Below are 24,776 nucleotides of genomic sequence, written 5' to 3' on the forward strand. Positions count from 1 at the left end.
CGCGTGCCGGCATCCATCCCACATCTCGACCCTTGCAGCGAAGGAAGGACACGACATGAGCAGGAACAGCAGGAGACGCGCCGCGGGCGCCGTGGCGCTCGCCGCGGCCACCGCGATCGCCCTCGCCGGATGCGGCGGCGGCGCCGACCGGGGCGGCGGCCTCACCGAGGAGGGATTCATCCAGAAGCTCGAGTACGGCGGCTTCGGCGGCGGCGACAACCCGCAGGTGAACTACAACCCCTTCCTCGTGCCCACGCGGCTCGCGGCCTGGGAGTACCTCTACGAGCCGCTCATGGAGACGAACGACTACACCTGCGAGGCGACGCCCTGGCTCGCGACCGACTTCTCCTGGAACGAGGACGGCACCCAGCTCACCTACGAGATGCGCGAGGGCCCGACCTGGACCGACGGGGAGGCGCTCGACGGCGAGGACGTGAAGTTCACCTTCGAGCTGCTGCGCGACAACGAGGCGCTCGACGTCGACGGCGTGTGGCGCTACCTCGACTCGGTCGAGGCGCCGGACCCCGGCACCGTCGTCTTCACCTTCACCGGTCCCGGCGCCTCCGCCTTCACCCTCGTCAACAACGTCCGGATCGTGCCCGAGCACATCTGGAAGGACGTCGAGGACCCCGTGACCTTCACGAACGAGGAGCCCGTCTCCTCCGGCCCCATGACGGTGAAGTCCTTCACCCCGCAGGCGCTCGTCATCGAGCGGAACCCCGACTTCTGGGGCGCGGAGGACGTCAAGGTCCAGGAGATCCAGTTCAACAAGTCGGATGCCGGCCAGGTCGAGCAGCTCAAGCTCTCGCGCGGCGACTACGACGCGAACGCGATGTTCGTCCCGAACATCGAGGAGGTCTACGTCGACAAGGACCCGGAGAACAACCACTACTGGTTCGCCTCCGGCTCGCCGATCTCGCTCTTCATGAACCTCGAGCAGGCGCCCTTCGACGACGTCGCATTCCGCAAGGCGATCGCGCTCGGGATCGACCGCGAGCGCATCGTCGAGGAGGCGCAGTACGGCTACGTCGAGCCCGCCAGCCAGACGGGGCTCGTGCTCCCCGGCATGGAGGAGTGGCTGCCCGAGGGACTCGAGGGCGACGCCTCCTACATCGCCTACGACGCGGATGCGGCGGCCGAGGCGCTCGACGCCGCCGGCTACGGGACGGACGGCTCCGGCAAGCGCCTCGACAAGACGGGGCAGCCCATGGAGTTCAGCTTCAAGGTGCCGGGCGGCTACAACGACTGGATCCAGGCCGCGCAGGTCATGCAGGACGACTTCGAGGCGCTCGGCATCACGATCGACCTCCAGACGCCCACCCCGGAGACGGTGGAGAGCGACCGGAGCCTCGGCGAGTACGAGATGACCTTCGGCGTCCGCGGCGGGACCTGCAACATGTTCCGCAACTTCCAGGAGCCGCTCGCGAGCGACCAGACCGCCCCCACGGGCGAGAAGGCCGCGACCAACGAGATCCGCTGGCGCGACGACCGCACCGACCAGCTCGTCGAGGAGCTGCGCGTGGCCGTCGGCGAGGAGGACCAGCGCGCCGCGGTCGGCGAGCTGTCGCAGATCATGATGGACGAGGTGCCCTACGTGCCGATCTGGTACGGCGCCAACTGGTTCCAGTACTCGACCAAGCAGGCCACCGGCTGGCCGAACGAGGACGACCCGTACGCGAAGTACGCGGACAGCCTCCTCGTGCTGACCCACCTGCAGCCCACGGGCTCCGAGGGCTGAGGGGGGCGTTCACCATGGCCTACTTCCTCCGGAAGCTCGCGTTCTTCGTGCTCACCCTGTGGGCCGCGGTGACGCTCAACTTCCTCATCCCGCGCCTGCAGCCGGGCGACCCCGCCGAGGCGATCCTGCGTCGCCTCGGCGGGGACCAGGGTCCCTCGACCGTGGACCCCGCACAGCTCGAGGCCATCCGCACGATGCTCGGCATCTCCGGCGAGAACATCGTCGTGCAGTACGGGCAGTACATCGCCTCGATCTTCCGCGGCGAGTTCGGCGTCTCGTACACCTACTTCCCGTACTCGGTGACGGATGTCATCGGCGACGCCATGCTCTGGACGCTCGTGCTCGTCGGCGTGACGACGATCTTCTCCTTCATCGTCGGCACGCTGCTCGGGACCTGGGCGGCCTACCGCCGCGGCACCCGCGTCGACGGCGTGCTCACGCTCGGCTCCACCTTCCTCGGCACCCTGCCGTACTTCTGGATCGCGCTGCTGCTGATCTACGTCTTCGCGTTCCAGCTGCAGTGGTTCCCGGAGGGCGGCGGCTACAGCTCGACCGTGCCGGGCCTGGGCGGCGAGTTCCTCGTCGACGCCTTCCAGCACGCGGTGCTGCCGGCCGTCTCGCTCCTCATCACGGGCCCGATCGGCTGGATCCTCGCGATGCGCAACAACATGGTGCAGTCGCTCGGCGAGGACTTCTCCCGCCTGGCGGTCGCGCGCGGCCTCTCCGAGCGCCGCATCGCGATCAGCTACGGCGCCCGCATCGCGATCCTCCCGAGCGTGACGGGCTTCGCCCTCGCGCTCGGCGGCCTCTTCGGCGGCACGGTGCTCGTCGAGCAGGTCTTCAACTACCCGGGCCTCGGCCGCCTCCTCGTGGAGGCGGTCGGCAACCGCGACTACCCGCTGCTGCAGGCGCTGTTCCTCATGACGACGACCGGCATCCTGCTCGCGAACCTGCTCGCGGACGTGGCCTACGGGATCCTCGATCCGCGCGTCCGACGGGAGGTCAGCGCATGAGCGGCATGACGACGGGCTCGGGCTCCGGTGGCGGAGACCTCGGCGAGGGACGCGGCGGCGGCCCCGCCGAGCAGGGCCCCGAGACGGTCTCGATCGGCACCTCGGCCGACGAGCAGATCGCCCGGGCGCGGGGCCGGCGGCTTCCCGCCTGGTTCATCATCCTGTGGCGCGACGCGAAGTGCCGTGTCGGCATGATCATGGTGGCGTCCTTCGCGCTCATCGCCGTGCTCGCGCCCGTCATCGCGCCCTTCGACCCGAAGGAGTCGGTCGGCGCGGGCAACCTCATGCCCGGACAGGACGGATTCCTGCTCGGCACGACCGACCGCGGCGAGGACGTCTTCAGCCAGCTGCTGATCGGCGCGCAGACCTCGATGCTCGTCGGCGTCGTCGCCGGCGTGATCTCCTCGATCATCGGGCTCATCATCGGCCTCGTGGCCGGCTACCGGCAGGGCTGGGTGGACGACATCCTGAGCTTCCTCATCAACCTCGGGCTCGTCGTGCCGACGCTGCCGCTCATGGTGACGCTCGCCTCCTACTCGCCGGTGCGCGGCGTGTGGCTCATCATCTTCGTCATCAGCGTGACGGGCTGGGCCTACGGCGCCCGCATCAAGCGCTCGCAGGTGCTGACGCTGCGAACCCGCGACTTCGTCGAGGCGGCGCGCCTCGCGGGCGACGGCACCTGGCGCATCATCACGCGCGAGATCATGCCGAACATGTCCTCGCTCATCGTGGTGGGCTTCATGGGGGCGGCCCTCGGCGCGATCGGCGGCGAGGCGGGGCTCTCCTTCCTCGGCCTCGGCGACCCGCAGACGGTCAGCTGGGGCGCCATGCTCAACCAGGCCTCCACGGGCTCCGCGCTCCTCATCGGGCAGTGGGGCTGGGTGGTCGCGCCGGGCCTCGCGCTCGCGCTCCTCATCACGAGCTTCACGCTCATCAACTTCGGCGTCGACGCCCTGTCGAACCCGCACCTGCGGGAGAAGGCGCCGAGACCCGCGACGCGGCGGAAGGCCGCGAAGGAGGCCACCGCATGAGCCTGCTCGAGATCCGCGACCTCGCGGTGCGGTACACCCCGCGCGACCAGCGCCCCACGGACGCCGTGCGCGGCGTCAGCTTCTCCCTCGAGCCCGGCGAGTTCGTCGGCCTCGTGGGGGAGTCGGGATCGGGCAAGTCGACCCTCGGCAACGCGATCCTCCAGCTCCTCCAGGTGCCGGCATCCCGCTCGGGCGGCTCGGTCGTCTTCGACGGGCGGGATCTCACCGGCCTCGGGCTCGACGAGCTGCGGAAGCTGCGCTGGGTGGACCTCTCGACGGTGTTCCAGTCGAGCATGAACTCGCTGAACCCCGTCCTCACGGTCGGCGCGCAGTTCGCCGACACCTTCGAGGCGCACGGGGAGGACGCCTCGCGGGCGCGCTCGGCCGAGCTGCTGAAGATGGTCGACCTCGAGGAGCGGGTGCTCGACAGCTACCCGCACGAGCTCTCGGGCGGCATGAAGCAGCGCGTCGCGCTCGCGCTCTCGCTCGCGCTGAAGCCGCGCTTCGTGCTCCTCGACGAGCCGACGACCGGCCTCGACGTGCTCGTGCAGCGCCGCATCCTCGACCGGCTGCGCGAGCTGCAGGCAGAGCTCGGCTTCGCGGTGCTCTTCATCAGCCACGACATCGGCACCGTCCTCGAGATCGCGGACCGCGTGCTCGTCATGTACCACGGCGACATCGTCGAGGACCGCGGCGCCGAGGAGATCCTCGACGACCCGCACGACGAGTACACGAAGAAGCTGCTCGGCTCCTACCAGGCCGCGCACGACATCCCCGAGGAGAACCGGCTCGCCCCGGAGGCGGACGCGGTCCTCGAGATCGACGACGTGCGGAAGACCTACCGGATCGGCCGCGGTCGCACGCAGCGCAAGGTCGAGGCGCTCCGGGGCGTCAGCCTCGCGCTCCGCAAGGGCCGCGTGACGGCGCTCGTCGGGCAGTCGGGCTCCGGCAAGTCGACGATCGGGCGCATGCTGCTCGGCATCGAGCGGCCCGACTCCGGGGAGGTCCGCTTCACGGGTGCCGGCGAGGCGGGCGCCCGCCGGGTCGACCAGCTCAAAGGCTCGGCGCTGCGCGAGCTGCGCTCGCACGTGCAGCTCGTCTTCCAGGACCCGTACTCCTCGCTCAACCCGACGCGCACCGTGTTCTACGCGCTGAGCCGCCCGCTGCGCAACTACGCGGGGGCGACGAAAGGGGATGTGCGGCAGCGCGCCGCGGATCTCCTCGAGCAGGTGGGCCTCAGCCCCGCCGAGGACTTCCTCGACAAGCTCCCGAGCCAGCTCTCGGGCGGGCAGCGTCAGCGCGTCGTGATCGCCCGGGCCCTCGCGCCCGAGCCCGAGATCCTCGTCGCCGACGAGCCGGTCTCGAGCCTCGACGTGACGATCCGCGCGGCGATCCTCGACCTGCTGCGCCGGCTCGTCGAGGAGCGCGGGCTCGCGATGCTCTACATCACCCACGACCTGCTCTCGGCCCGCGCCCTCGCGCACGACGTCGTCGTGCTCGAGCAGGGGCGCATCGTCGAGCAGGGCGGCACGGAGGCGGTCACCTCGCATGCCTCGCACGAGTACACGCGCGAGCTCCTCGACGCGATCCCGGACCCGTACCGGCGCCGCGCCTCGTAGCCCGGCCGCTCCCCGAGCCGGCCTCCGCGGGGCGCGCCGCCGTCAGCTGACGGGCGGCGCCTCGCCGCCGGCACCCGCCGGCGCGGGCCGCGCGACGGGCGTCCGGCGCGCGATCCGGCGGATGAGCGCGACCGCCCCGAGCGCGAGCCCGCCGAGCACCACGAGCCACGGCAGCAGCACGCCCGCCGCGACGAGCAGGCCCGCCCCGACCGCGCGCATCCCGTCGAGGCTCGCGAGCAGCCCCTCGACGAAGGTGCCCGGCCCCTCGGGCGGAGCCTGCGCCGTCGCGACCGCCACCGAGACGAGCTCGAGGTGGATCGTCGACATCGCGACCTGGTCGTCGAGCGAGCGCCGCTGCGCCTGGAGCGACTCGAGCTCCGCCTGCCGCGAGCCGATCGCGGTCTCGAGCTCGATGAGGTCGCTCGTCTTCGCCGCCTTCCCGATCATGGAGGTGAGCCGGTCGATCGAGGCGGAGAGCGCCGAGATCCGGGCGTCGAGGTCGGCGCTCGCGGTCGTGACGTCCTCCGATCCGATGCTCACCTCCTGCGCCGTGCCCAGCCCGCGCAGCTCGTCGAGCACCGCCGTGAGCTCGGCGCTCGGGATGCGGAGGGTCAGCGAGGCGCTGCCCTCGCCGCCGTCCCCGTCCCCGTCCTCGGGCGAGTACTCGCGTCGGTCGTCGACGCGCCCGCCGGCCCGCTCGACGATGCGCACCGCATCCGCCGCCGCCTCGATGGGGTGCGCGGCCGAGACGGTGACGGAGCCGGTCGTGACGACCGCGCGTCCGGATGCGTCCGGGTCGACGGCGAGGTCCTCGCCGGGCGAGGCCGCCGACTCCTCGACGAGAGCGCCGCCGCCGCGCCCCGCTTCCCCTGCCGACTCGCCGGATGCGCCCATGGGCGCCCCGCCGCTCGCCGAGCATCCTGTGATCCCGAGGACGACCGCGATCGCGATCGCCCCGGCTGCCGTGGTGGTCCTCATGCGCCTCATGGCTCTCACGCTAGGGAGCGCGTCGCGGCATCGGTACCCAACGTCCGTCACGATTCGGACGTCGCCGATCACGATCCGGTCACCGGGCGATCACGGAACGGTCTGGATGCTCCCCGACGGCGCGCTGGGAGGCGGGTGCGAGTCGGGAGCGCGAGCTGGGTGCGGGCGTAGCGTCGACGACGACCACCCTCACAGACGAGCGAGACGGAGACGATCATGGGCTTCCTGGACAACGCGAAGGATGCGGCCGAGGCGACGGGCGAGAAGATCGGCCGCGCGGTGGAGGACACCAAGGAGCGCATCTCCGACGGCGCCGAGGAGCGCAAGGCGGAGGCCGACGTGAAGAAGGCCGAGGCCGACCGCGACGCCGTCAAGGCGAAGAACGAGTACAAGGAGGGGCTGCGCGACTGAGTCGCGACCCCGTCCGGCGGCCGAGCCGCCTCCCGCGCGGGAGGCGGCTCGCGGCGTGTCCGGGCGCTCGTGGGAGGATGCCGACATGACCTGGCTCGACCGGCTCCGGCTCCGGCGCCGGCCGCCGCGACTCCACGTCGCGATCGACGAGGGCTCGGGGCCGGTCGTGATCCTCGTCCACGGCATCGCCTCCTCCTCGACGACCTTCGAGAAGCTGGTGCCGCTGCTCGTCGGCCGGCACCGGGTCATCGCGATCGACCTGCTCGGCTTCGGCGAGTCCCCGGCCGCGCCCGACGGCCGGTACACGATCGAGGAGCACGTCGCCTCGCTCGAGCGCACGATCCGCGGGCTCCGGATCCGCGGGCCGATCACGCTCGTCGGCCATTCGATGGGCGCCCTCTTCGCGGCGCGCTACGCCGCGAGCCGACCCTCCCGCATCCGCCACCTCGTGCTCATCGCGCCGCCCGTCTACCTCGCCCCGAGCGAGGTCGGCGACCCGGTCGAGCGCGCTGCGATGGGCCTCTACCTCAAGGCCTACGAGTACCTCCGCGGCAACAAGGCGTTCACCATCCGCAACGCCGCCCTCCTCGCGCGGATGTCGCCGATCCGCCACGTGCTGGAGGTCAGCGAGCGCAACTGGGACGCCTTCGTGCGCTCGCTCGAGAACTCGATCGAGTCGCAGACGGCGATCAGCGACATCGCGGCCGTGCGAGCGCCCATCGATCTCGTCGCGGGCACCCTCGACCCCTTCCTCCAGCCGACGGGCCTGCGGATCGTCGAGCAGATGCGCCACGTGACCTCGCACCGCGTCGAGGGCAACGATCATCTCGTCCGCAGCCGCGTCGCGCGCGTCGTGCGCGCCGCGATCGAGTCGCGAGAGCTCGGCGGCGACCGAGCTCGCGCCTAGGCCGCGAGCCCGCACCGGGAGCCGCGTCCTCCCGCATCCCTGCGTGCTCGGCGTGGCGCGGGATCAGGAGCCGCACCGCTCGTCAGTCACCAGATCAGCGGATGCCCGCGGCGGCGGTGCTGTCACCCCGGTCGCTCTCCTGATCTCGCGCCGGGACCGGGATCAGCCGTGGTGGTCGGGGTCCATGCCGGTGCGCTCGCCCGACTCGAGGCCCGCGATCGCGGCGTGATCCTCGGCGTCGAGCGCGAATCCGCCGACCTCGCCGTTCTCGCGCACGCGCTCGAGGCTGTTCGACTTCGGGATCACGACGAGACCCTGCTCGAGGTGCCAGCGGATGACGATCTGGGCCGGGGTGCGCCCGTGCTTCGCGGCGATGCCGGCGAGCACCGGATCCTCGAGGACCCGGCCGCGCGCGAGCGGCGACCACGACTCCGTGAGGATGCCGTGGGCGTCGCCGTAGGCGCGCGTCTCGCGCTGGGGGAGCCAGGGGTGCAGCTCGACCTGGTTGACGACGGGGGTCGTGTCGCGCTCCCGCGCCAGGCGCTCGAGGTGGTGCGGGTGGAAGTTGCTGACGCCGATCGAGCGGGCGCGGCCCTCCTCGCGGAGCCGCTCGAGGGCGCGCCACGTGTCCACGTAGCGGTCCTGCGCGGGGGCCGGCCAGTGGATCAGGTAGAGGTCGACGTGCTCGAGGCCGAGGAGGCCGAGGCTCGCGTCGAAGGCTCGCAGCGTCTCGTCGTAGCCCTGCTGGTCGTTCCAGACCTTCGTGGTGATGAAGAGCTCCTCGCGTGGGACGCCCGAGGCGCGCACGCCCTCGCCGACGCCGCGCTCGTTGCGGTACAGCGTCGCCGTGTCGATGTGCCGGTAGCCGAGCTCGATGGCGCCCGAGACGAGCTCGGCGGCATGGTCGTCGGCCACCTTGTAGACCCCGAGTCCGAGCTGCGGGATAGCGTGGCCGTCGGAGAGGGGGAGGGTCGCCTGATGCATCACCCCTCCACGATAGGCAGTCGAGAGACGGGGAGCAGGATCGCATGACGCGGATCATGATCATCATCGGCAGCGTGCGTCCGGGCCGCGTGGGCCCGAGCGTCGCCGCGTGGGTCGCCGAGCGGGCGGAGGAGCGCGAGGGCGTGGAGGTCGACCTCGTCGATCTCGCGGAGCTCGCGCTGCCGCTCATGGACGAGCCCGCGCATCCCGCGAAGCAGCGGTACGAGCACGAGCACACCCGCGCGTGGAGCGCGCGAGTCCAGGGCGCCGACGCGGTCGTCCTCGTGACGCCCGAGTACAACCACAGCTTCTCGCCGGCGCTCAAGAACGCGATCGACTACCTCTGGGCCGAGTGGCAGCGCAAGCCGCTCGGCTTCGTCAGCTACGGCGGCATCTCGGCGGGCACCCGGGGCGTCACCGCGCTCGAGCCCGTCGTCTCCTACCTGGGGATGACGCGGGCGCTTGCGGCGGTCGAGATCGCGAACGTGGGCGCCCGGGTCGAGGACGGCGTCTTCTCGCCCGCCGACGGCGAGCGCAGCGCGCTCGAGGCGCTCCTGGACGAGCTCGAGGCGCTCGCCGCGCCGACGGCCGTGCGCGGCTGAATCCCGGTCATCCGCGAGGTATCATCGGGCTCGAGCGGGGATCAGGCCCGCTCGGGGGGAGCACGTCGTGACGCATCGCGTCGTCGGCGCGACGGGGATCCGGGATGCCGTCGCGCAGTTCTCGCGCCGGCTGACGGAGGATCCGATCACCGCGCCGTGGTTCGAGGGGATCGACATGGATCGGCTCCGCGCGCATCAGCGCGCCTTCGTCGCGATGGCCCTCGGCGGGCCGGACGCGTACCGCGGTCGGAGCATGCGCGAGGCGCACGCGGGGCTCGGGATCGACGAGCCAGCCTTCGACCGCTGCCTCGAGCACCTGGAGGCGAGCCTGCGCGACGCGGGGGTCGGCGAGGACGCGGTCCGCCGCGCATGCCGCGACCTGGGTCGTCTGCGCGGCCAGATCGTGGACGGCTGCGCCGCCGGCTGAGCCGCGTCAGCTCGGGGTGACGGGCACCGGCTCCGTGTCGGGGATGGGGCTCGCGTCGCGGCCGCGGAGATCCGGGATGGCGCGATGGAACGCCGCCGCCACCGCGAGGGCCGCCGCCGCGAACGCCGCCGAGGCCCAGAAGGCGCCGTCGGGGCCGCGCGCGTCGATGAGGAAGCCCGCCACGGCGGAGCCGGCCGCCGCGCCGATGAGCTGCCCCGTGCCGACCCAGCCGTAGGCCTCCGCCGTGTCGCTGAAGCGGACGCTCGCCGAGACCATCGCGAACATCGCGGCGAGGGCGGGTGCGAGGCACAGCCCGGCGATCACGAGCGCGATCGCGACCGTCCAGAAGTCCCAGGCGACGGCGGCGAGCGCGGTGCCGAGGAAGATGACGAGGGTGCGGCGCGCGAGCGCCCACGGGCCGAGCGGCAGGTGCCCGAAGCCGAGGCCGCCGAGGAGGGAGGCGACCGCCCAGATCGCGAGGACGATGCCCGCCTCGGCGCCGCCCTCGCCGAACTCGGCGACGACGCCGGCCTCGATCGCGGCGCAGGAGCCGACGACGAGGAAGCCGACGACGGTCGCGAGGAGCACGGGCGGCCGGCCGAGCACGACGCCGAGCTTCCGCTTGCTGCGGGGGATGCGGACCCGGCCGAGCTCGGGGGAGGTCAGGAACCAGAGCCCGCCGACGATGAGGAACGCGATCGAGAGCCCGATGCCGGCGACGGTCGAGACCTGCGTCGAGACGAAGGTCACGACGACGGGACCGGCGATCCAGATGAGCTCCTGCGCCGATGCGTCGAGCGAGAAGAGCGGGGTGAGCTGGCGCGAGTTCACCATCTTCGGGTAGATGGTGCGCACGGCCGGCTGCACGGGCGGGTAGCTGAGGCCGCAGACGAGGCCGAGCACCATGTAGACCCAGAGCTCGGTCTCGAGGAACGCGATCGCCGTCATGGAGGCGGCGCAGACGGCGGTCGTGAGGATGATGACGGGGCGCATGCCCCAGACGCCCATCCAGCGGCTCGTGAGCGGGCCGGCGACCGCCTGCCCGACGCTCGTGGCGGCGAGGACGAGGCCGGCCGCGCCGTAGCTGTGGAAGAGGTGCTCCATGTGGAGCAGGTAGCCGAGCGAGAGCATCCCGCTCGGGAACCGGGCCGTGAGCTGCGCGGCGATGATCCGGGCGACGCCCGGGGTGCGCAGCAGGTCGGTGTAGACGTTCACGATGCGTCCAGCCTAGTTCTCGCCGCGCCGTGGCAGCCGGGATGTCGGCGGCGCCCCCGAGCATGGTCCGAGGAGTCCGGCATCCCTCCACAGGCTGTGAATAACAGGGCTGTAGTTATGCACAGTTGTGGATGACACGCCCACTAGATGTTGGGTGCTTGCAGTGTCGGTCCCCCGATATATAGTGGTCGAACTGCGACGCCGAGGGCCGGGGATCTGGGCCTGAGCCGCAGCTCCCCCCGCGTTCCCGCGCCCGCTGTTCAGCGTGCCCGGAGCCCGGGATCAGCACCACCGCACGATCGACATCGCTTCGCAGCCGGCCGCGTCTGCACCATCAACCCGCGGCACACCATCAGCACACCGGGGATGCGCCGAACGGCGCAAGAGGGAGTCGGATCCACAGTGTCCATCACGGTCGTCAAGCGCAACGGAGAGCGCGAGCCCTACGACGCGAACAAGATCAACCTCGCCATCGAGGACGCCAGCCGCGGGCTCGACGAGAGCATCACGTGGGTGACCCAGATCGCCTCCGAGCTCGAGCTCACCCTCTTCGACGGGATCACGACGCAGCAGCTCGACGAGGCGGTCATCCAGGTCGCGCTCCAGAACGTCAAGGACGACCCCGCCTTCGACACCGTCGCCGCGCGCCTCCTCCTCAAGACCGTCTACAAGGCGGTCCTCGGCGACTACGCCTCGCCCGAGGAGCTCACGGCGCTCCACCGCGAGCACTTCGCCGCGTACGTCGCCCGCGGCGTCGAGGAGACGCTCCTCGACTCGCGCTTCACGACCGGCATCTTCGACCTGGAGCGCCTCGCCGCGGCCCTCGAGCCCGAGCGCGACGGCCTCCTCAAGTACATCGGCGCCGTCACGCTCAACAACCGCTACGGCATCAAGGCCCGCAACGGCGAGCCGCTCGAGGTGCCGCAGTACTTCTGGATGCGCATCGCGATGGGCCTCTCGCTCAACGAGGCCGACGCCACGAGCCACGCGATCGCGTTCTACGAGAAGATGTCGAAGCTCGAGTACCTCGCGGCAGGCTCGACGCTCGTCAACGCCGGCACCTCCTACCCGCAGCTCTCGAACTGCTTCGTCATGGAGATGCAGGACGACATCGAGCACATCGCGAAGAGCGTCCGCGACGTCATGTGGCTCACGAAGGGCACGGGCGGCATCGGCCTCTCGGTCTCGAAGCTCCGCGCGCAGGGCTCGCCCATCCGCTCGAACAACACCATGTCGACCGGCCCGATCCCCTTCATGCACACGATCGACTCGGTGCTGCGCGCGGTCAGCCGCGGCGGCAAGAAGTTCGGCGCCCTCTGCTTCTACATGGAGAACTGGCACCTCGACTTCCCCGAGTTCCTCGAGCTGCGCAACAACTCGGGCGACCCCTACCGCCGCACGCGCACCGCGAACACGGCCGTCTGGATCTCCGACGAGTTCATGAAGCGCGTCCAGAACGACGAGGACTGGTACCTCTTCGACCCGCTCGAGGTCGCCGACCTCGGCGAGCTCTACGGCAAGGCCTTCTCGGAGCGCTACGCGGAGTACATCGCCATGGCGGAGCGCGGCGAGCTGCGGATGTTCAAGAAGATCGGCGCGCGCGAGCAGTTCAAGGCGATCCTCATCTCCCTCCAGACCACGAGCCACCCGTGGCTCACCTGGAAGGACACGATCAACAACCGCGCCCTCAACAACAACACGGGCACGATCCACCTCTCGAACCTCTGCACCGAGATCTGCCTCCCGCAGGACGAGGACAACGTCTCCGTCTGCAACCTGGCCTCGATCAACCTGCCGACGCACCTCGTCACCCACGAGGACGGCACGAAGGGCTTCGACTGGACGCTCATCGAGGAGAGCGCCCGACTCGCGGTCCGCCAGCTCGACAACCTCATCGACATCACGGTCTCGAGCGTCGCCGAGGCCGACTTCTCGAACCAGCAGAACCGCGCGATCGGCCTCGGCGTCATGGGCTTCACCGACGTCACCGAGCGCCTCGGCATCTCCTACGAGTCGGAGGAGGCGCTCGAGCTGATCGACGAGGTCATGGAGCACGTGTCGTACGCCGCGATCGAGGAGAGCGTGAAGCTCGCCGAGGAGCGCGGCTCGTACACGAACTTCCAGGGCTCGCGCTGGTCCGAGGGCCTCGTGCCCTTCGACTCGATCGCGCTGACGGAGGCCGACCGCGGCACCCCGATCAACGTCTCGCGCACCACCCGCCTCGACTGGGACGCGCTCCGCGCGAAGGTCAAGAGCGGCATGCGCAACGCGACGCTCATGGCCATCGCGCCCACGGCCTCCATCGGCCTCGTCGCCGGCACCACGCCCGGGCTCGACCCGCAGTTCTCGCAGATCTTCAGCCGCTCGACCTCGAACGGCAAGTTCCTCGAGATCAACCGCAACCTGGTCCGCGACCTCCAGGAGCTCGGCATCTGGAACGAGGTCCGCGAGCAGGTCCTGCGCAGCCAGGGCGACATCCAGCGCGTCGAGGCGATCCCGGAGCACATCAAGGCCGTCTACAAGACGAGCTTCCAGCTCTCGCCCTTCTCGTTCCTCGACGTCGCGGCGCGCGCGCAGAAGTGGATCGACCAGGCGATCAGCCGCAACATGTACCTCGAGACGCGCGACCTCGGCGACATGATGGACATCTACTACGGGGCCTGGGAGCGCGGTGTCAAGACGACGTACTACCTGCACATGAAGCCGCGTCACACCGCCGAGCAGTCGACCGTCAAGGTCAACAAGTCGGAGGACATCGGCCAGGGCGCGAAGCGCGGCTTCGGCGCCCCCAAGGCGGAGCCCGTCGCGGCGGAGTCGGCGGCGCCCGCCGCCGCGGCGCCGGCGCGCAAGGGCTTCGGCGGACTGGGGAAGTAGTCATGGACGACGTGATCGACGGCTACGACATCCCGGTCGACCCGATGGACCTCCTCCAGTGCGAGAGCTGCCAGTAGGCGCACGCACCGGCCCCGACCCCGACGCACGAACGACCTCGAAAGCGAGATGAGCTGACATGCCGATCCTCGGCACCGGAATCAAGGAGGGACTCCTCCTCAAGCCCGTCACCTACAAGTGGGCGATGGACCTCTACGACCAGGCGGTCGCGAACACCTGGTTCCCGAACGAGATCCAGCTCGGCGAGGACATCGCCGACTTCAAGAAGATGACGGACGAGGAGCGCCACGCGATCACGTTCCTCATGTCCTACTTCAACCCGAACGAGCTGCTCGTCAACAAGGCGCTCGCCTTCGGCGTCTACCCCTACATCAACGCTCCCGAGGCGCACCTCTACCTCGCGAAGCAGATGTGGGAGGAGGCGAACCACTGCATGTCCTTCGAGTACGTGCTCGAGACCTTCCCCATCGATCGGGATGCGGCCTACAACTCCCACGTGGACGTGCCCTCGATGGCGCGCAAGGAGGAGTTCGAGGTCAACTTCATCCGCCGCATGACGGAGGAGACGCTCGACATCACGACGACCAAGGGCAAGCAGGACTTCATCCGCAACCTCGTCGCGTACAACATCATCCTCGAGGGCATCTGGTTCTACTCGGGCTTCATGGTCGCGCTCTCGTTCCGCCAGCGGAACCTGCTGCGCAACTTCGGCTCGCTCATGGACTGGATCGTGCGCGACGAGTCGCTGCACCTGAAGTTCGGGATCAACCTAATCCTCACGGTCCTCGAGGAGAACCCCGACCTCCAGACGGAGGAGTTCGCGACCGAGATCAAGCAGATGATCCTCGACGCGGTCGAGATGGAGGAGCAGTACAACCAGGACCTGCTGCCGAACGGCATCCTCGGCCTCAACGCCTCCTACATCAACCAGTACGTCAAGTACCTGGCCGACCGCCGGCTCGAGGAGCTCGGCTTCGAGGCGCACTACAACGTCACGAACCCGGCGAAGTGGATGGCGACGGCCAACGACACCCTCCAGCTCGTCAACTTCTTCGAGTCGACGAACACCTCCTACGAGTCGAACGCGTCGGCCGGGTCCGCGACCCGCGGCAGCTGACGCCCCAGCGCAGCACGGCTGGACGACTCGGCGCCCCGGAATCATCCGGGGCGCCGAGTCGTGTCCGGGGCGCCGAGCCGGCGCGGCTCAGCCCCGCGAGACCTCGAGCTCGATGACCGCCCAGGCGAGCGGGGGCAGCGTCGCGTGGAGGACGCCGTCCTGCGTGCCGACGCCCTCGAGCGGCGCGAGGCCCACCGCATCCTGCGCCTGCTCGGTGTTCGCGGTGCGGCGGTCGCCGCCCTCCGGCACCGTCAGGACCTCGGCGCGCGTCACGCGGCCCGCCGTGAGGCCGCGCAGCTCGACCGTCACCTCGGCCGACTCCTCGAGCCCGCGGTTCGCGAGGAACAGCGCGACACGGCCCGACTCCTCGTCCCAGGTCGCCGAGACGTCGACGAGGTCGGCATCCCCGAATTTCCTCGTCGGGTAGCGGTCCGAGTCGACCGCGGTGCGCAGGATGCGCCCCTTCGCGAGCGCCGACATCCGGGCGAAGGGCCAGAAGATCGACTGGCGCCACGCCGGCCCGCCCTCCTCCGAGCGGATGGGGGCGATGATGTTGACGAGCTGCGCCTGGTTCGCGATCCGCACCCGGTCGCCGTGGCGCAGCAGCGAGTTGAGGAAGGTGCCGACGACGACCGCGTCGGTCACGTTGTAGGTGTCCTCGATGAGGCGCGGGTGCTCGCGCCAGGTCTTCTGCACGTTGTGCGGCTGGTCCTCGGTGTCGAGACCGCGCTGGTACCAGACGTTCCACTCGTCGAAGGAGAGCTGCACGTCCTTCGTGTGCTTGCCGGCCGCCTTGACGGCGTCCACGGTCGAGACGACGCCCTCGATGAACGCGTCCATGTCGACCGCCTCCGCGAGGAAGGACGCCGCATCCCCGTCATCCTCCTGGTAGTACGCGTGGAGCGAGATGTAGTCGACCTCGTCGTAGGCGTGCGTGAGGACGGTGTGCTCCCAGCTGCCGAAGGTCGGCATCTGGCGGTTCGAGGAGCCGACGGCGACGAGCTCGATCGTGGGGTCGACGTAGCGCATCGCCTTCGCCGCCTCCTGCGCGAGGCGGCCGTACTCGGCGGCGGTCTTGTGGCCGATCTGCCAGGGCCCGTCGAGCTCGTTGCCGAGGCACCACAGCTTGATGTCGAAGGGCTCCGCCGAGCCGTGCTGCCTCCGCAGATCCGAGAGGCGGGTGCCGCCGGGGTGGTTCGCGTACTCGACGAGCTCGCGCGCCGCATCCACGCCGCGGGTGCCGAGGTTGACGGCCTCCATGATCTCGACGTCCGCCTCGCGCGCCCAGCGCACGAACTCGTGGAGGCCGAAGGCGTTCGTCTCGATCGTGTGCCAGGCGCCGTCGATGCGGCGCGGGCGGTCCTCGACGGGGCCGACCCCGTCCTCCCAGTTGTAGCCGGAGACGAAGTTGCCGCCCGGGTAGCGGACCACCGTCGGACCCAGCTCCCGGACCAGCTCGAGCACGTCGCGGCGGGTGCCGTGCTCGTCGGCCTCCGGGTGGCCGGGCTCGAAGATCCCGGTGTACACGCAGCGGCCCATGTGCTCGACGAAGGAGCCGAAGAGGCGGCGGGGCACCTCCCCGATCGTGAAGTCGCGGTCGATCGTGATGCGGGCGCGGGACATGGGGCTCCTTGGGTTCGGGGATCGGGATGCGGAGGCGACGGCGCGCTACTGGCCGCCGAAGCCGGTCGTGGCGACGCCCTTGACGATCTGGCGCTGGAAGACGAGGAACACGACGATGAGCGGCAGCGCGGCGAGCACGGCCTGCGCCATCACCTGCGCGTACTGCACGCCGTAGGCGCTGATGACGGTCTGGAGGCCGACCGGCAGCGTCATGAGCGAGGTGTCGTTGATGACGAGGAAGGGCCAGAGGAAGTTGTTCCAGGCCGAGATGAACACGAAGATCGCGACGCTCGCGAGGATGGGGCGCGAGAGCGGCAGCGCGACCGACCAGAACACGCGGAGCCGGCTCGCGCCGTCGACGCGGGCCGCATCCTCGAGCTCGACGGGCACGTTGTCGAAGAACTTCTTGAGGATGAAGACCATGGGCGGCGCGACGACCTGCGGCAGGATCAGTCCGAGATGCGTGTCGACGAGGTCGAAGGCGAGCATCTCGTGGAACAGCGGGATGATGAGCACCTGCGGCGGCACGATGATCGATGCGATGACGGCGCCGTAGAGCACCTTCCGCCCGCGGAACTCGAGCCGCGAGAAGGCGTAGCCCGCGAGCGCCGAGATCGCGACCGTGATGACGGTCACCCAGAGCGAGGTCCAGAGGCTGTTCCAGGCCCAGACCGGCACGTTGCCCTGCGAGAGGATCGCGGTGAAGGCGTCGAGGGTGAAGCCGTTCGCGGGGATCCACGACGGGGTGGAGGCGGCATCCACCTCGGTCTTGAGCGAGGTGTCGACCGCCCACAGGAAGGGCAGCAGCCACGCGGCCGCGAGGATCGCGAGCACCGCGAGGGCGGCGACCCGCGCGGGGCCGAAGGGCTTCTCGCCGGGCTTGCGCTCGCGGCGGCGGATGCGGAGCTCCGGGTGGAGCGCGTCGGTGGTCATGCGCGGCCTCCTCGCCGGCGGGTGATCGCGAGCTGCGCGACCGCGATGATGATGATGACGGCGAAGAAGACGTAGCTGATCGCCGCCGAGTAGCCGAAGCGGTAGCCGGTGAAGCCGGTCTCGTAGATGTACTGGACGATCGAGCGGGTCGTCGGCGAGGAGGCCCCGCCGAGCATCTGGTACACCTGGTCGAACAGCTTGAGGGACGCCAGCACCTGCAGGATGAGGATCAGCACGGTGGTGGGCGCGAGCTGGGGGAGCGTGATCGACACGAGCTTGCGCCAGGTGCCGGCGCCGTCGAGCGAGGCCGCCTCGTACTGCTGCGCCGGGATGTTCTGCAGCGCCGCGAGGTAGAGCAGGAAGTTGAAGCCGACCGTCCACCAGACGGTCGCGATGACGACCGAGACCATCGCCGTGTCGGCATCCTGCAGCCACGCCTGGGGCGGCATCCCGAACCAGGCGAGCACGCCGTTCGCGGCGCCGAACTGCGGGTTGAAGATCCAGACCCAGATCTGGGAGATGACGGTCGAGGCGAGCAGGAACGGCATGAAGAAGGACAGCCGCCACAGCCACTGACCGGGCAGCCCCTGGTCGACGAGGATCGCCATGACGAGCGCGACGAGGACGAGCGGCACGGTGCTGAGCAGCGTGAACCAGACCGTGTTGCCGAAGGACTGCCAGACGGTCGGGTCGCCGAGCGCCTCGGCGTAGTTCTCGAGGCCGATGATGCCGCCGCCCGTGCCCGCGAGGGAGAGGTCGGTGAAGCTCAGGTAGAGCCCGTTGAGGATCGGCCACACGAGGAAGAGCGCGAAGGCGACGAGGAAGGGGGCGAGGAAGCCCCAGCCGACGAGCTGCTCGCGGCGGCGGCCGCGGCGGCGCGCGGTGCGGACCTGCTCCGGCCGGGCGGTGGCGGGGCGTGCGGCGGTGGCGGTCATCGCGAGCCTCCCTCGGGGTCGACCGGGTTCGGTCGGGAGAGCAGCTGGTCGACGCGCGTCTGGAAGGCGCGGACCGCCGAGGCCGGGTCGCCTCCGCCGAGCAGCGCGCCCTGCACGGCCTCGCCGAAGTCGCCCTGGAAGTTGCTCCCGGCACCCGTGAACCAGGCGGTGGGGTCGTAGTGGACGATGTCGGCGGCGGCGGCGTAGTCGGCCTGGGGCTTCAGCTGCCCATAGCCGGGGCTCTCGGTGACGGGCAGGAAGGCGGGGATGTGGCCGGCCTCCGCCCAGGCCCCGCTCGCGCCGAGCAGCTCGGCGACGAAGCGGTAGGTCGCCGCGCGTCGCTCGGGGTCGGGCGAGTTCTGGTGCGGGAGCACGAAGGCGTGCGAGTCGGCGTAGGCGGCGGGCGTCCCGTAGAGCGTCGGGATGGGGCTGCCGCCGACGGGCAGGCCGATGTCGAGCATCGCCGGCAGCTCCCAGACGCCGGAGAAGATCATGCCGCTCTGGCCGGTCTGGAACTCGGCGTTGGCGCTCGCGTAGTCGTTCCGGTTCGCCGCGATCTCGTCGTCGAGCAGCTCCTGCATGTAGGCGAGTGAGGTGACGGCGGCGTCCTCCTCCCATTCGAGCCTCCCGCCCTCCGGGAGCTCCATGGTGGCGCCCTGCTGGCGGTAGAAGGTCGAGAAGAGGCGCCACATCTGGGCGCCGTCGCCGAGGTAGCCGAAGGAGAGCGGGCGGCCCTCGCTGACGCCGCCGACCTCCCGGGCGAGGTCGATGAATCCCTCGGGGCTGTCGACGGGGGGCAGATGGCCGTCGGAGTCGAGCACGCCCGCCCGATCGGCGATGTCCTGGTTGAAGAAGAGCACGAAGGGATGCGCGTCGAGCGCGACCGAGAACAGCCGGTCTCCGGAGAAGCCCTTCTCCCAGACGGGGGCGCTGAACGTCGTCTCGTCGACGCCGGCCTCGGCGAGCTCGTCGAGGTCCCAGGGGTCGAGGAGGCCGCCGGGCGCATAGCCGGGCATGCGGCTCGCGTGCATGATCGCGATGTCGGGCGCCCGGCCGCCGACGGAGGCCATGGCGAGCTTCGTGTAGTACGGCGTGCCCCAGGCGAGGACGGTCTGGCGGACGGCGACGTCGCCGCCCGCGTTGACCTCGTCGAGCATGCCGGACATGCGGACGCCGTCGCCGCCGGAGAGGAGGTGCCAGAACTTGAGCGGCACGGCGCCGGCCGCGCCCGCGACCTGGGGTGCGCAGCCGGCCAGGGTGGCGGCGCCGAGGGCGGCGAGTCCGCCGAGTCCGCCTGCGAGGACCTGGCGTCTCGAGAGCTGATGGGGCATGGTCACTCCTTCGTGACTGGGGGTGCCCCCACATTACATCGTTGTAACAGAGCGTCAACCCCTCCTGATGTGAGTTTCTCCGCGTTCGCCGCGCGGATCCGCGCGGCGAACGCGGAGAAACTCACATCAGGAGGCGGTGCTGGCTCGCGCGATGAGCTCCGTCGGCACCTCGACGACCCGGCGCTCGCCGCCGCGGTCCTCGATCCGCTCGAGCAGCAGATCGAGAGCCGCGCCCGCGAAGGCCTCCCGTGAGAAGCCGATCGTCGTCAGCGGCGGGACCGCGAAGCGCGCCGCCTCGACGTCGTCGAAGCCCGCGACGAGCACGTCCGCGGGGACGCGGACGCCGCGCGCCGAGAGCGCGCTCAGCGCCCCCAGGGCGAGCGAGTCGGTGAAGCCGAACACTGCATCCACCGCGGTCCCCGCGTCGAGCAGCGCCGCCGTGCCGTCGGCGCCGGCCGAGATCGTCCAGTCGTCGCAGGGCATCTCGAGGTCCCGGTCGGCCGGCAGGCCCGCCGCCGCGAGCGCCTCGCGGTAGCCCTGCAGCCGCTGCCGGCTCGTCGAGGTGTCGAGCCCCGGCCCGGGGGCGCCGAGTGCCGCGATCCGGCGGGCACCGCGCTCGATGAGGTGCTCGGTCATCTGCCGCGCCGCCGCCGTGCTGTCGATGCGGACCTGATCCGCGCGATCCTGCTCGACCTCGCCGATCAGCACCGCGGGCGGCAGGCGGTCGGCGTGCTCGACGGCGCTGTCCTCGAGCCGCACCGGATTGAGGACGACGCCGTCGATGAGATGGGAGCGGGCCTTCGAGATGAGCGAGTACTCGCGGGAGGGCTCGCCGCCGGTCTCCTCGATCTGGACCGCGTACCCGCGGCGGTGGGCGTGCTGCACGAAGTGCCGGGTGAGGTCGGCCGAGTAGGCGGTGCCGAGGTCCGGGAGGGCGAGCGCGACGACGCCCGTGCGCCCGTTGCGGAGCCCGCGTGCGCTGAGGTTCGGCACGTAGTCGAGCTCGGCCATCGCGGCCTCGACGCGCTCGCGCGTCTCCGGCTTCACGAACACCGTGCCGCCCACGACGTTCGAGACCGTCTTCGGCGAGACGCCCGCGAGCGCGGCCACGTCCTTCACGGTCGCGCGCGGCACGCCGCTCCCCATCGCCATGCGGGCAACCCTAGCCGCGCGGGGCCGCGGGGGCCTCGAGCGCCTTGCGGATCCGGGCGACGCTGACGGGGCCCTGTGCGCCGAGCGGCTGTGCGAAGAGGCTCAGCCGCAGCTCCTCGAGCATCCAGCGCACCTCGCGCAGCCGCGGCGCCGCATCCGCCGGGAGCGGCAGGGTGCCGCCCGCCTTCCGGTAGAGCTCGACGGCCTGCTCGACCTCCGTCATCCACTGCCGGTCGCGCCCCAGGTTCTCGGCCATCCGCTCGACGCGGTACACGATCCCGCGGAGGTAGACGGGGATGCGGCGCAGGCGCTCGGCGCCGGCCGCGGCCACGAAGCCGGGGTGCACGAGGGCGTCGAGCTGCGCCCTGGCCTCGGCGAGCGGCGACATGAGCGCGAGGGTCGAGGCTTTCGCGATCGCCCGATCCGCCTCGCGCGCCGCCTGGAGCGCGGCGGCCGTCTGCGCGACGACCGCGAAGACGCGGTCGAGGAGGCCGTCGGCGACCTCCGCCCGGAGCGCCTCGAACTCCCGGCTCGTGCGCGGGGCGCGCCCCCGCACGACCTCGCCGATCGCCGCCTGGAGCGCGTCCTCCATGAGCGCCGCGGTCGAGCGGTACGGGCTCGTCGCGAGCGCGAGCTTCTCCGCGTGGGTCAGGTGCTCCTGCACGTGGGGCGCGGGGCTGGGGGTGGCGAGGGCGAGCAGGCGGAGGATGCCGCGGCCGTGTGCCGCCTCCTGCTCGGCGCGCGTGCCGAGCAGCCTCACCGCGACGCTCGCGCCCTCGTCGACGAGCGCCGGGTAGGCGCGGATGGTGTTGCCGCCCTGGCGGACGTCGAGGTGCTCGGGCAGCTCCTCGAGGTCGAAGGCGGTGAGCCCGGAGCGCTCCAGATCGCTCTGGGGGGTCGTCGCGGCGCGCGCGACGCTCTGGCGGGCGCGCTCGCCCAGCGAGCCGCGCAGCTCCTCGAGGTCCTTCGAGCGGCCGACGCGGCGACCCCGCTCGTCGACCGCCGCGTAGCTCACGCGGAGGTGCGGCGGGAGCCGGTCGAGGTCGAAGTCCTCCGGGGCGACGGGCACGTGCGCGGCCTGGCGGATGAGGCCCGCGAGGGCCGTCGTGAGCGGGCCCTCCGGCTGCTCGGGGAGCTGCGCGATGAGGCGGCGCGCCCAGTCGCCCGCCGGCACGACGTTGCGCCGGATCGCCTTCGGCAGGGTCTTGAGCAGCGCCGTCACGAGCTCCTCACGCATCCCGGGCACGAGCCAGTCGAAGCCCGCGCTCTCGATGCGGGGGAGGAGCGCGAGCGGCACGTCGACGGTGACGCCGTCGTCGCTCGCACCCGGCTCGAAGCGGTAGCGGAGGGCGAGCCGCTGATCCGCATCCCGCCACTCGCTCGGGTAGGCGGTCTCGTCGAGCGAGCCCTCGCCGCCGAGGAGGTCGTCGCGGGTCATCTCGAGCAGCCGCGGGCGGTCCCGGCGCTCACGGCGCCACCATCCCTCGAACTCCCGGACGCTCGCGACCTCCTCCGGGATCCGCGCCTCGTAGAAGTCGACGACGGCCTCGTCGTCGACGAGGATGTCGCGACGGCGGGTGCGCTCCTCCATCTCGCCGAGCTCGCGGCGGAGCGCCCGGTTCGCGCGGTCGAAGTCGTAGAGCGGGTCGCGGCGGATGTCGCCCGGCCACTCGCCGCCGACGAGGGCGTGGCGGATGAGGAGCTCGCGCGCCTGCGGCCGGTCGACCCGGGCGAGCTGCACCTTGCGCCGCTGCACGATCGGCACCCCGTAGAGCGTCGCCCGCTCGAGGGCGATCGCCGCCCCCTGCTTCTGCTCCCAGTGCGGGTCGGAGTACTGGCGCTTCACGAGGTCGCCCGCGAGCTGCTCGGCCCACAGCGGGTCGATCGCGCCCGCCGTGCGCGCGAAGAGCCGGCTCGTCTCGACGAGCTCGGCCGCCATGACGGCCGGCGGCCCCTTCTTCGCGAGCGAGGAGCCGGGGAAGATCATGAAGCGCTGACCGCGCGAGCCCAGATATTCGCGGCCGCGCTGGCGTTGGTCCTTCTGGCGGTCGTCGCGGAGGCCGATCCGGCTGAGGAGCCCCGCGAGCAGCGCCTTGTGCACGGCATCCGCATCCACCCCGTCGCGGATCGGCCCGACCTCGAGCCGGATGTCCTTCGCGGCGCGGCGGAGCTGCGCCTCGAGGTCCTGCCACTCGCGGATGCGGAGGTAGTTGAGGTACTCGGCGCGCGCCATGCGCCGGAAGGCGCTGCCGCTGCGCTCGCGGCGCTCGCGCTCGAGGTGGCGCCACAGCTTGAGCAGGCCGAGGAAGTCGCTCGTCGGGTCGGCGAAGCGGGCGTGCAGCGCGTCCGCCTTCGCGCGCTCCTCGAGGGGCCGCTCGCGCACGTCCTGGAGACTCAGCCCCGCGACGATCGCGGCGACCTCGCGCACGACCCCCTGCCGGCCGGCCTCGACGAGCATCCGCCCGAAGCGCGGATCGACGGGGAGGCGGGCGAGGTCGCGGCCCGTGCGCGTGATCCGGTCGGTGCCGGTCGTGCGATCGGGCGCGATGGCCCCGAGCTCGCGCAGGAGGTCGAGGCCGTCGGCGACGCCGCGCGAGTCGGGCGGCTGGAGGAAGGGGAACTCCTGGATGTCGCCGAGCCCGAGCGAGATCATCTGCAGGATGACGGCGGCGAGGTTGGTGCGGAGGATCTCGGGGTCGGTGTACTCGGGGCGCCGCGCGTAGTCGTCCTCCGAGTAGAGGCGGATCGCGATGCCGTCGCTCGTGCGGCCCGCGCGCCCGGAGCGCTGGTTCGCGCTCGCCTGGCTGATCGCCTCGATCGGCAGCCGCTGGACCTTCGCGCGCGCCGAGTAGCGGCTGATGCGCGCCGTGCCCGCGTCGATCACGTACTTGATGCCCGGCACCGTGAGGCTCGTCTCGGCGACGTTCGTCGAGAGGACGATGCGGCGGCGGATGCCGTGCCCGCGGCGCCCGAAGACGCGGTGCTGGTCGGCGGCGCTGAGGCGGCCGTAGAGGGGCAGGATCTCGGTCTCGGCGGCCGCGCGCCCGGCGAGGGAGCCGCGGATCGCGTCCTCGGCATCCCGGATCTCGTTCTCGCCGGAGAGGAAGACGAGCACGTCGCCCGCCTCCTCGCGCTCGAGCTCGCGCAGCGCCTCGACGATGCCCTGGCCCTGATCGCGATCGCCGGCGTCGGGGGCGTCCTCGTCCGCATCCCCCTCGGCGCCCTCCGCGACGAGCGGCCGGTAGCGCACCTCGACGGGGTAGGTGCGCCCGGAGACCTCGACGATCTCGGCCGGGTTCCCCTCGGCGTCGGCGAAGTGGCGCGCGAAGCTCTCGGGGTCGATCGTCGCGGAGGTGATGACGAGCTTGAGGTCGGGTCGGCGGGGGAGGAGCTGCTTGAGGTAGCCGAGGAGGAAGTCGATCGTGAGGCTGCGCTCGTGCGCCTCGTCGATGACGATCGTGTCGTAGCGGCGCAGCTCGCGATCGCGGTTGATCTCGGCGAGGAGGATGCCGTCGGTCATGAGCTTGACGCGTGTGTCGGCGCTCGAGGTGTCGGTGAAGCGCACCTGGTAGCCGACGAGGCCGCCGAGCTCGACGCCGAGCTCCTCGGCGACGCGCTCGGCGATCGAGCGCGCGGCGATGCGGCGGGGCTGGGTGTGGCCGATCCGCTCGCGGCCGAGCTCGAGGAGGATCTTCGGCAGCTGCGTCGTCTTGCCGGAGCCGGTCGCGCCCGCGACGATCACGACCTGCGCGCGCTCGATGGCGCGCGCGATGTCCTCCCGCCGGGCGCTGACGGGCAGCTCGGGCGGGTAGGTGATGGGCGGCAGGTCGACGGGGCTCATGACAGCCTCCCATCGTAC

19 protein-coding genes are annotated in these 24,776 nt (G+C 71.3%); 10 read left to right on the plus strand and 9 right to left on the minus strand.

What is annotated here, in order from left to right:
- Window positions 1–55: 55 nt before the first annotated feature.
- From OF852_RS13690 to OF852_RS13705, 4 genes are read left to right on the plus strand one after another with little or no spacing between them, the layout of a single operon-like run.
- Entirely contained in the window at window positions 56–1,738 is a 1,683-nt protein-coding gene (locus OF852_RS13690) for an ABC transporter substrate-binding protein (protein ID WP_271119712.1), read from the plus strand.
- A 14-nt stretch (window positions 1,739–1,752) separates the two neighbouring features.
- Window positions 1,753–2,751: an ABC transporter permease gene (locus OF852_RS13695; protein WP_271119713.1), complete on the plus strand. Its 999-nt coding sequence runs from the start codon at window positions 1,753–1,755 to the stop codon at window positions 2,749–2,751.
- Window positions 2,748–3,782, plus strand: a complete 1,035-nt coding sequence (locus OF852_RS13700; RefSeq protein ID WP_271119714.1) for an ABC transporter permease — start codon at window positions 2,748–2,750, stop codon at window positions 3,780–3,782. The genes OF852_RS13695 and OF852_RS13700 overlap by 4 nt, the downstream gene beginning before the upstream one ends.
- Window positions 3,779–5,401 carry a dipeptide ABC transporter ATP-binding protein gene (locus tag OF852_RS13705; protein WP_271119715.1) on the plus strand — a complete coding sequence of 541 codons (1,623 nt, stop codon included), beginning with the start codon at window positions 3,779–3,781 and terminating at the stop codon, window positions 5,399–5,401. Before OF852_RS13700 ends, OF852_RS13705 begins: the two co-directional genes overlap by 4 nt.
- 42 nt (window positions 5,402–5,443) lie before the next feature.
- On the opposite strand, the gene OF852_RS13710 is transcribed toward OF852_RS13705, so the two are convergent.
- A complete protein-coding gene (locus OF852_RS13710; RefSeq protein WP_271119716.1) occupies window positions 5,444–6,388 on the minus strand; it encodes a DUF4349 domain-containing protein in 945 nt (314 codons plus the stop codon).
- Between the two features lie 216 nt (window positions 6,389–6,604).
- Here OF852_RS13710 and OF852_RS13715 point away from each other — a divergent pair, with 216 nt between their 5' ends.
- Window positions 6,605–6,799 carry a hypothetical protein gene (locus OF852_RS13715; protein ID WP_271119717.1) on the plus strand — a complete coding sequence of 65 codons (195 nt, stop codon included), beginning with the start codon at window positions 6,605–6,607 and terminating at the stop codon, window positions 6,797–6,799.
- Window positions 6,800–6,884: 85 nt separating this feature from the next.
- Window positions 6,885–7,706, plus strand: coding sequence for an alpha/beta fold hydrolase (locus tag OF852_RS13720; RefSeq protein WP_271119718.1), 822 nt, complete (start codon window positions 6,885–6,887; stop codon window positions 7,704–7,706).
- A gap of 162 nt (window positions 7,707–7,868) precedes the next feature.
- On the opposite strand, the gene OF852_RS13725 is transcribed toward OF852_RS13720, so the two are convergent.
- The gene (locus tag OF852_RS13725) at window positions 7,869–8,690 is read right to left on the minus strand and encodes an aldo/keto reductase (RefSeq protein WP_271121182.1); all 822 of its coding nucleotides are present in this window, start codon (window positions 8,688–8,690) and stop codon (window positions 7,869–7,871) included.
- 44 nt (window positions 8,691–8,734) lie between these two features.
- Between OF852_RS13725 and OF852_RS13730 the strand changes: the two genes are divergently transcribed.
- Both OF852_RS13730 and OF852_RS13735 read left to right on the plus strand, forming a co-directional pair.
- Entirely contained in the window at window positions 8,735–9,292 is a 558-nt protein-coding gene (locus OF852_RS13730; RefSeq protein WP_271119719.1) for an NADPH-dependent FMN reductase, read from the plus strand.
- A 67-nt stretch (window positions 9,293–9,359) separates the two neighbouring features.
- Entirely contained in the window at window positions 9,360–9,719 is a 360-nt protein-coding gene (locus OF852_RS13735; RefSeq protein WP_271119720.1) for a group I truncated hemoglobin, read from the plus strand.
- A gap of 6 nt (window positions 9,720–9,725) precedes the next feature.
- Here the strand turns inward: OF852_RS13735 and OF852_RS13740 are convergent, their stop codons facing one another.
- Complete coding sequence (locus OF852_RS13740) at window positions 9,726–10,934, minus strand: MFS transporter (protein ID WP_271119721.1); 1,209 nt, start codon at window positions 10,932–10,934, stop codon at window positions 9,726–9,728.
- Window positions 10,935–11,336: 402 nt separating this feature from the next.
- On the opposite strand from OF852_RS13740, the gene OF852_RS13745 reads away from it, so the two are divergent.
- Entirely contained in the window at window positions 11,337–13,808 is a 2,472-nt protein-coding gene (locus tag OF852_RS13745) for a ribonucleoside-diphosphate reductase subunit alpha (RefSeq protein WP_271119722.1), read from the plus strand.
- A 136-nt stretch (window positions 13,809–13,944) separates the two neighbouring features.
- Entirely contained in the window at window positions 13,945–14,943 is a 999-nt protein-coding gene (locus OF852_RS13750; RefSeq protein ID WP_271119723.1) for a ribonucleotide-diphosphate reductase subunit beta, read from the plus strand.
- An 87-nt stretch (window positions 14,944–15,030) separates the two neighbouring features.
- Here OF852_RS13750 and arfA read toward each other — a convergent pair whose 3' ends face one another.
- The 6 genes from arfA to hrpA form a co-directional block, all read right to left on the minus strand.
- On the minus strand, window positions 15,031–16,566 hold the full coding sequence (gene arfA / locus OF852_RS13755) for an arabinosylfuranosidase ArfA (protein ID WP_271119724.1): 1,536 nt from the start codon (window positions 16,564–16,566) through the stop codon (window positions 15,031–15,033).
- 45 nt (window positions 16,567–16,611) lie between these two features.
- Window positions 16,612–17,499, minus strand: coding sequence for a carbohydrate ABC transporter permease (locus tag OF852_RS13760; protein WP_271119725.1), 888 nt, complete (start codon window positions 17,497–17,499; stop codon window positions 16,612–16,614).
- Window positions 17,496–18,434 carry a carbohydrate ABC transporter permease gene (locus tag OF852_RS13765; RefSeq protein ID WP_271119726.1) on the minus strand — a complete coding sequence of 313 codons (939 nt, stop codon included), beginning with the start codon at window positions 18,432–18,434 and terminating at the stop codon, window positions 17,496–17,498. Before OF852_RS13765 ends, OF852_RS13760 begins: the two co-directional genes overlap by 4 nt.
- Window positions 18,431–19,765 carry an extracellular solute-binding protein gene (locus OF852_RS13770; protein ID WP_271119727.1) on the minus strand — a complete coding sequence of 445 codons (1,335 nt, stop codon included), beginning with the start codon at window positions 19,763–19,765 and terminating at the stop codon, window positions 18,431–18,433. Before OF852_RS13770 ends, OF852_RS13765 begins: the two co-directional genes overlap by 4 nt.
- A gap of 126 nt (window positions 19,766–19,891) precedes the next feature.
- Window positions 19,892–20,917 (minus strand): LacI family DNA-binding transcriptional regulator, encoded by a 1,026-nt coding sequence (locus tag OF852_RS13775; protein ID WP_333781463.1) that lies wholly within the window; start codon window positions 20,915–20,917, stop codon window positions 19,892–19,894.
- A 10-nt stretch (window positions 20,918–20,927) separates the two neighbouring features.
- The gene (gene hrpA, locus OF852_RS13780) at window positions 20,928–24,758 is read right to left on the minus strand and encodes an ATP-dependent RNA helicase HrpA (RefSeq protein WP_271119728.1); all 3,831 of its coding nucleotides are present in this window, start codon (window positions 24,756–24,758) and stop codon (window positions 20,928–20,930) included.
- Between the last annotated feature and the right edge of the window lie 18 nt (window positions 24,759–24,776).

The organism is Homoserinibacter sp. YIM 151385 (assembly GCF_027912415.1).
Classification (GTDB): domain Bacteria; phylum Actinomycetota; class Actinomycetes; order Actinomycetales; family Microbacteriaceae; genus Schumannella.